The sequence below is a fragment of the Streptomyces sp. NPDC005181 genome (assembly GCF_040608395.1).
In the GTDB taxonomy this organism is placed as follows: domain Bacteria; phylum Actinomycetota; class Actinomycetes; order Streptomycetales; family Streptomycetaceae; genus Streptomyces.
Map to the genome: position 1 here is coordinate 101,869 of NZ_JBEXID010000022.1, position 7,388 is coordinate 109,256.

Annotated in this window: 6 protein-coding genes; 5 read left to right on the top strand and 1 reads right to left on the bottom strand. The window is 67.9% G+C overall.

Going from position 1 to position 7,388, the window contains the following annotated elements; all coding sequences use genetic code 11:
* The first annotated feature begins 357 nt into the window (after positions 1–357).
* The 5 genes from ABZV38_RS17125 (at position 358) to ABZV38_RS17145 (ending at position 5,921) form a co-directional block, all read left to right on the top strand.
* Positions 358–1,578 (top strand): cysteine desulfurase-like protein, encoded by a 1,221-nt coding sequence (locus ABZV38_RS17125; RefSeq protein WP_356327791.1) that lies wholly within the window; start codon positions 358–360, stop codon positions 1,576–1,578.
* Positions 1,579–2,127: 549 nt separating this feature from the next.
* Complete coding sequence (locus ABZV38_RS17130) at positions 2,128–2,595, top strand: transglycosylase SLT domain-containing protein (RefSeq protein ID WP_356327793.1); 468 nt, start codon at positions 2,128–2,130, stop codon at positions 2,593–2,595.
* Between the two features lie 189 nt (positions 2,596–2,784).
* Positions 2,785–3,036 carry a hypothetical protein gene (locus tag ABZV38_RS17135; RefSeq protein ID WP_356327802.1) on the top strand — a complete coding sequence of 84 codons (252 nt, stop codon included), beginning with the start codon at positions 2,785–2,787 and terminating at the stop codon, positions 3,034–3,036.
* Positions 2,940–3,287: a hypothetical protein gene (locus ABZV38_RS17140; protein WP_356327804.1), complete on the top strand. Its 348-nt coding sequence runs from the start codon at positions 2,940–2,942 to the stop codon at positions 3,285–3,287. The genes ABZV38_RS17135 and ABZV38_RS17140 overlap by 97 nt, the downstream gene beginning before the upstream one ends.
* Before the next feature lie 354 nt (positions 3,288–3,641).
* Positions 3,642–5,921: a SpoIIE family protein phosphatase gene (locus ABZV38_RS17145; RefSeq protein ID WP_356327794.1), complete on the top strand. Its 2,280-nt coding sequence runs from the start codon at positions 3,642–3,644 to the stop codon at positions 5,919–5,921.
* Positions 5,922–6,064: 143 nt separating this feature from the next.
* On the opposite strand, the gene ABZV38_RS17150 is transcribed toward ABZV38_RS17145, so the two are convergent.
* Entirely contained in the window at positions 6,065–6,493 is a 429-nt protein-coding gene (locus tag ABZV38_RS17150) for a VOC family protein (RefSeq protein ID WP_356327796.1), read from the bottom strand.
* Positions 6,494–7,388: the final 895 nt, after the last annotated feature.

A 7,388-nucleotide genomic window follows, 5' to 3' on the forward strand; every position in this document is an offset into this window, starting at 1 on the left:
GTTCCATCATTCCCGCAAAGGCCAGGAAATGACGGCCGGCGTCAGCGTGGCACCGGGCAGAAGAGACCATGCCGGCGGCCCCGGGCCCTCGATCGCTCAGCGTCACTCGGAGTCACGTGCGGTGCTACGCCCCCCGAACGTTCCCGGTAGGTGCACGGACGTCGTACGTCGGCCGGTGCCGCTCCGAGTGAGGCACCGGCCATGTGGTGGAATTCCGAATCGCCACCGGCGAACGCGCTGGAGCCCGCAGGCGGGCTGCAGCGCATACCGCAGGCGGGTGCGGGGCAGTGCTCCCGCATCGGTGGCGCTGTTCCCGGCCCCCGCCGCCCCGCACGCCCCTCGCCCTCAGGAGTACGCATGGCCTTCGACGTCGACGCGGTCCGCGCACAGATCCCCGCCCTGAAGTCCGGCTCTGCCCGCTTCGACGCCCCCGGCGGCACCCAGACACCGCAGCCGGTGATCGACGCCATCTCGGATGTGCTGGCCAACCCCCTCGCCAACCGGGGCCGTACCACCGAGGGCGAGCGCAACGCGGAGGCGGTCGTGACCGGTGCCCGCTGCGCGCTGGCCGACCTGCTGGGAGCCGATCCTCGGGGCATCGTGTTCGGCCGCAGCTCCACCCAGCTCGTCTACGACCTGTCCCGCACCCTGGCCAAGAACTGGGGCCCGGGTGACGAGGTGGTCGTCAGCCGGCTCGATCACGATGCCAACATCCGCCCCTGGATCCAGGCGGCCGAGGCCGTCGGCGCCACCGTCCGATGGGCAGATTTCGACGCGGCCACTGGTGAGTTGACGACCGATCACATCGCCGGAGTGCTCTCCGGACAGACCCGTCTCGTGGCTGTCACCGCTGCGTCGAACCTCATCGGCACCCGCCCCGACATTCCCGCCGTCGCCGACCTGGTACACCGGGCCGGTTCCCTGCTGCATGTGGACGCTGTGCATTACGCCTCGCACACCGCTGTCGACCTGCCCGGCCTCGGCGCGGACTTCCTGGTCTGTTCGCCGTACAAATTCCTCGGCCCGCACCTGGGCGTGCTGGCAGGCAGCCCCGAACTGCTGGAGACGCTCCAGCCGGACAAACTGCTGCCCTCCACCGACGCGGTGCCCGAGCGGTTTGAACTGGGCACCCTCCCATACGAGTTGCTGGCCGGGGCCCGCGCGGCGGTGGACTTCCTCGCCGGTCTGGCCCCGGGGGGCGACGGCACCCGCCGGGAACGGCTCATCGCCGCTTTCACGGCGATCGAGGCCCACGAGGACGCCCTGCGGGCCCGCATCGAACAGGGACTGGCCGACCTCGGCGGCGTCACCGTGCACTCCCGGGCCCCCCGGCGCACCCCGACCCTGCTGCTCACCCTGGCGGACCACAGCGCCGCCGCCGCCTCGCGGTATCTGGCGGAGCGCGGCGTCGATGCTCCGGCCGGGTCCTTCTACGCGCTGGAGGCATCCCGCCGGCTCGGACTGGGCGACGAGGGCGGGCTGCGGATCGGCCTGGCCCCCTACAGCAGCGACGAAGACGTCGACCGGTTGCTGGACGCCCTGTCCGGCTTCCTCGGCGCCCCACCCGCCACTGGCTGACCCGGCGGCGCATCCGATCCAGCCCGCCCCGTACCGGCTGCCGGCCGAGCGCCGCCACCGGCGGACCGGCCAGGCATGCCGCCGTCCTCGGCCGCGGCCTCCTCATTCGCACGACCCCGCGCCGCCGAATAAGTGCTTGCCGCACCGTCGGCGTGGTGTGCCGCCACCGGATCGGTCACACGCATCCACGGGCCGGGATTCACTGCCGGTTCGCGCGCATAATCCACCCCTGCCGATAACCAATACAGCACGCTTATGCGGCATTACGGTGAGCGAATAGGGTGCCGCCGATATGACGCAGGCCACATGATCTGCGCCACTCTTATGACGATTTGCGGCATCTGCCGTGTGGGGTGAGCCACGTGACGCCCCTCACTCCGAAACCAGACAGTAGACACCGCAGCACCCCGATCCCAGGCCCCGAGGTACTCCCCCGACCATTTCCCGCAGCCGGTACGAATACCGCTAGTAAAAGAGGGGCATTGACCTGGGTTTCCCCCTCACTTAACAATTCTTGGCATCACCCGCCGACGAAAAGGTAATTACCGAATGCAACTCACCACGATGCCCAAGAAGTTCGCCCGCATGACCCAGACCAAGAAGATCTCGCTGGGCATGGCCGCCGCAGGCGCCGCAGTCGTCGCCGGCACCCTCGCCGGCGCCCCGGCCGCCTCCGCCGCCACCCCCGCCCAGACCAGCGGCAGCGTCCACGCCTGGATCAACCAGTCACTGGAAATCATGCAAGCCAAGGGCATCCCGGGCACCTACGACGGCATCTACCGCAACCTGATGCGCGAGTCGAGCGGCAACCCCAACGCCATCAACAACTGGGACTCCAACGCCACCAAGGGCATCCCGTCCAAGGGCCTGCTCCAGGTCATCGACCCCACCTTCAAGACCTACCACGTCAGCGGCACCTCCCAGAACATCTACGACCCCGTCGCCAACATCACCGCCGCCTGCAACTACGCCGCCCACCGCTACGGCTCCATCGACAACGTCAACTCGGCCTACTGACACACCCCACCCCACCGGACCAGCACAGCCACTCAGCCGGCCCTGGACGGCCGGCACGGTCGACGCCCAGCGCCACTGCGGACCGCGCTCGAACACCCCGCGAGCAGCCCCAAGGCCAGAGCAACCAGTTGTGACATCACCACCGTCACCGACGGCTTGCGGATCGGTGCACTGGCCCGCTTGAACGACGTGGCACAGGACCCATGCGTCGTCTCGCCGCATCCCGTTCTTTCCCGAGCCATCCTCAAGGCCGCCTCCGCGCAGCTGCGCAACCTGACCACCATCGGTGGGAACCCGGTCCGGCGCACCCGCTGTCGCGACTCGCGCCGGGTCTGGTCGGGTTGGTGCCGCCCCACGAGCACACGCAGGACCAGCAGGCCCGTCGAGCCTGTGAACAGTACGGAGCCCAGACCAGCGACCTGGCGAAGAATGTCCGCCTGACGGCCCTTCACGGCCGTTACGAGGTGCTGTTCTACCGGCTCATCGGCGATCACCTGCTGAAATGCTGCCGATCGTCCACACCCCCAGTGTCGGCACCGCCATCCAGCCAAGGCACTCTGCGGGATTTCCAGGTCTACGCCCGTCCCGCGGCCGAGGTCGCCGGGTGGCAGCGAGATGAGCAACTCGGTGGTGTTCCGCAGTCAGAGGTCATCCGCCAGGCCCGTCCGACCATCCTGATCGCCATTGCCTGACGGACCGCCGCCGACACGCCCGGCACCTCCTCTCAGGAGACCCATCTGACCTGCTGTTACTGGTCCCTGTATCTCGGGGGAACTTCACACGGTGACAAGTCACCGTGCAGGTCTGCACCGCGTGAGGTCTTCGTGTCCCAGCGTATTGACAGCCTGGCCGTTCACGGCGGACAGCTCTTGGCGACCGTGCCCGTTCCGCGTGCTCTGCTGTTGTCAGTGGCCCACGTGCGGCCCCCACTATGGAAGTGGTCGCCGTTGCGCCCATGGCTATCTGCTTGCGGCCGAGCGGCCGAGCGGCCGAGCGGCCGAACGGCTGTGCGGCTCGTGGGTACGGGCTGGAGCGGAGGTGTGGCCATGTCCAGCGGAGACGTGCTCATGCGAATCGATGACGACGGGCGGGTGATCGAATGGTCTCCTTCGGCCCATGAGATGTTCGGATGGCTTGCACAGGAGGCCGTCGGCAGGTCCATCAGTGCCCTCGTGCACGAGAACGGTGCCGCCGAGGACTGGTGCCGGGCCCTCTCCAACGGTCCGGGCTCGCTAGCGGTGAGGCCGGTACTGACTGACTCGTCGGTGACGTGGGAGGTGCGAGCCGGCGCGGACGCCGGTTCACATCGGGATCTGGCGATCCTGCGGGCCGTGTTCACTCACTTGCCGATGAACCTGCATGTCCTGGACGACCGACTGCGCATCATCCGCGTGAACGCGGCGATGCGCGGGACGCGCCCCACCTCGGCCGGCTCTCTGCTGGGACAAGTGTTCACCGAGGCCTACCGGCTCGCTGCCCCTGAGGAAGAAGAAGCAGTGGCACGCAGTGTCATGGAAAGCGGGGAGCCGGTGCTCGACCGCATGGTGCGGTCCACACGGGGGCCCGCCGGCAGCGATCCGAGAATCCATTCCGTCTCTTACGTGCGCCTGGAGAGCGAAAGCGGTGAGGTCCTGGGCCTGGTCGCCTCCGTCCTGGATGTCACCGAGCGTGAGCGCGCCCTACAGCGTCTGAAGATCCTGGAGGAGGTGCGTCGACGGGTGGGGGAGCGGTTGGAGGTCATGGCCGTCTGCCAGGAATTGACGAAAGCGGTGGTGCCGGCGTTCTCGGGGATCGCGGTGGTCGAGGTCATCGAGGACGTGGTCCGCGGTGAGGAGCCGCCGCTGGCCCCGGTCGACCCGGGAGTGCCCCTGCGGCGGGCTGCTTTTCGGGGGCTGATGTCGGCCTACCCGGTGGGTGAGGTGCGGAACCTGCCGTACGGCACCCCCTTCTCGCGCGTACTGACTGACCTGCGCCCGCGGGTCGTCCCGGTGGAGGAAGACAGCTTGTGGCTCGCGGCTGATCCTGCTCGGGCGGAGGCCATCAAACGCTCCGGCGCCCACTCCTTGATCGTCGCTCCGCTGGCCTTGCGGGGCCAAGCCTTGGGCGTGGTGAGCTTTTATCGGCACGGGGCAGAGGACCCGTTCGAGGAAGAGGACATCGCGCTGACGTCCGACGTGTGCGCCCACGCTGCGCTGTGCATCGAGAACGCCCGCCGCTACACCCGAGAGCGAACTATCGCAGCGACCGTGAAGCGCAAACTGCTGCCGCAGCGACCGGCGACGCCGTCCACGGTGGAGGTCTCCCACCTGCACCTTCCCGGACGAGGAGGTGGGGGCGCGTGGTTCGATGTGATCGAGCTGGCGGGGGCGCGGACAGCATTGGTCGTCGGTGACGTCGCCGGGCTCGGTATGGCCACCGCCATCACGATGGGGCAGTTGCGGATGGTCATCCAGTCCCTGGCCGCTTTGGACCTTGAACCGGACGAACTGATGGCGCGGCTGAGTGACACTGCCGCCCGCCTGGCCGCCGAACGCGCGGCGCTCCCGGTCGGCGACCCCTTGCATCGCGAGCCGCTCACCGCCGGCTGCCTGATCGCGGTCTACGACTCGGTCGAACACCAGTGCACTATTGTGCGCGCGGGCCTGCCGGAGCCCTACGTGGTCTTCCCCGACGGCAGCTCGACCACCCTGTCCGTCCCTGCGGGCCCCGTCCTCGCCGGCACCGACCAGTCCCCGTTCCCAGCCACCACGGTCGCCCTCCCCGCAGGGAGCACCCTGGCGATCGGCAACGAAGACGTCCTCGCGGCGTCCACGCAACTGCGTTCCTTGCTGGACCAAGGAGCTGCTCAGCCGTTGGACGAGCTCTGCGACGCGCTGGCCTACGCGATGAGAGGCCGATACGAGACGGAAAAGCTGGTACTGCTGGCACGCGCCCAAGCCCTTCCCGCGGAGCAGGTCCTCACCCTGCCCTTGCCGGCCGGCCCTGAAGCCGCACCCCATGCGCGCGCCGCGGCCCGCCGACAGCTCGCGGCCTGGAAGATCGACGAAGACAGCGCGTTCACCACGGAGCTCATCGTCAGCGAGCTCGTCGGCAATGCGGTCCGCTACGGCGCCCCACCACTTCGACTGCGCCTGATTCTGGACGGGATGCTCACCTGCGAGGTCAGCGACGCTGTGAGCAGCGCACCGCACCTCAAGCACGCCCGAACCATCGACGAGACGGGACGAGGGCTGTTCATCATCGCCACTGTCGCTGACAACTGGGGCACCCATTACGACGCGCAGGGGAAGACCGTCTGGGTGCAGCAGCCCACCGGCGCTGCTTAGAAGCCTTCACCTCAAGGCCCCGTGCTTCCTGGCCGCCGAGCTCGGTGCGGCCGGGATGAGCCTGTACGGCTCCAGCAGGTCAGCCCTGACGCCGCCTGGCCAAGGCCTGGGCTGCACCTGCCACCTGGCCGATCGGATGTCGGCTAGGGACGTAGGTAGGGCCGGGTCATGATCTCCATGTTGTGGCCGTCCGGGTCGTCGAAGTACGCGCCGCGGCCACCGAAGAGGCGGTTGATCTGACCGGGTTCGGTGTGGCCCGGGTCGGCGTAGTAGGTGACCCCTACCGCGTCCAGACGGGCGATCATGTTGTCGAACTGCTCGTCAGGCACAAGGAATGCGTAATGTTGCGACTGGATCGACTCGTCGCGCTTTTCGTAGAAGTCGAGCGTCACCCCGTTGCCGAGGTCGACGGGGAGGAACGGCCCGAACGGAGCGCCGACCTTCAGCCCCAGTATTGCGGCGACGAACTCGGCCGACAGCTGTCGGTCCCTGGCGTAGACGGCGGTGTGGTCGAGCTGGACGGCGGTCGCCGGCAGCTGGGATTCATACAGGTACTGTGATTCTTTCGGCATGTGTGGTGTGTGTCTCCGGGTCTTGAGATCCGCTGGGATGGGCGCCGCATGCGGCGCCCTGCAGGAAGACTCGGAAAAGGCGGCGGGGCTCTTGCCCGCCCCGCGCTCACGCCGAGGCCGGGAACCTCACTCGTGTATGGCCCATGGCCGACCCGGCAGTCACCCGACCGACTTTAGTGATCGTCAGAGGCTGAGGCAACGCCGTTCCCCGGCTGCATTCCGGCCACAGCTGCGATGCCGCTGGATTCCGTCGCTTCGGTCAACATCGGAGCCGGATGAGCGGAGCAGCGGCGAAGACTGTGCCGAGATAAGCGACCGAACGGCCGGCCGCCGGGCTGAGTCATGCCGCCGTATCGGCGGGCGTCGCCTGGTGGTGACGGCCCTGACGTCATCGGTGTGGCGTCAGGGCCGTCCCGGAGATCCGGCGTGGGGCGCCGGATTACTGGAGTTTTCTAGCACATCGGTGCAGATGGAATGTAAGGGACACGCGTTTTCGGGGTGTCGCTGCCCCTTATGCGCGATGGATCCGGCAGATGCTTGCTGGTGACTCGGTCTGGGCTGCGCCGTCGGGCCGGGCCGGCAGCCAGGGGTGATGGGGGGTGATGGTAGTTCAGGGTGCTGGGGGCGCGGTTCTTGGTGTGCTGGGGCCGTCGGGGTGCTGCCGTCGGGGTGAGTGGGTGTCATGGAGTCACCCAGAAGGCCTAGTCGAATGTCATATAGGCCTATTTTCCTGCGTGTTGACGGTGTATCAGGAGCCGCAGATGCGCCCGGTCGGCCCTCTGGCGTCACGCTTTCGGTAGATCCGATATGACAGATAAAGGCGCCATAAGTACGTTCATGTCAGGCCGGTTGTCCGGTCGACCCTCAGAGACAAGGGAGAAGTGACATGACGACG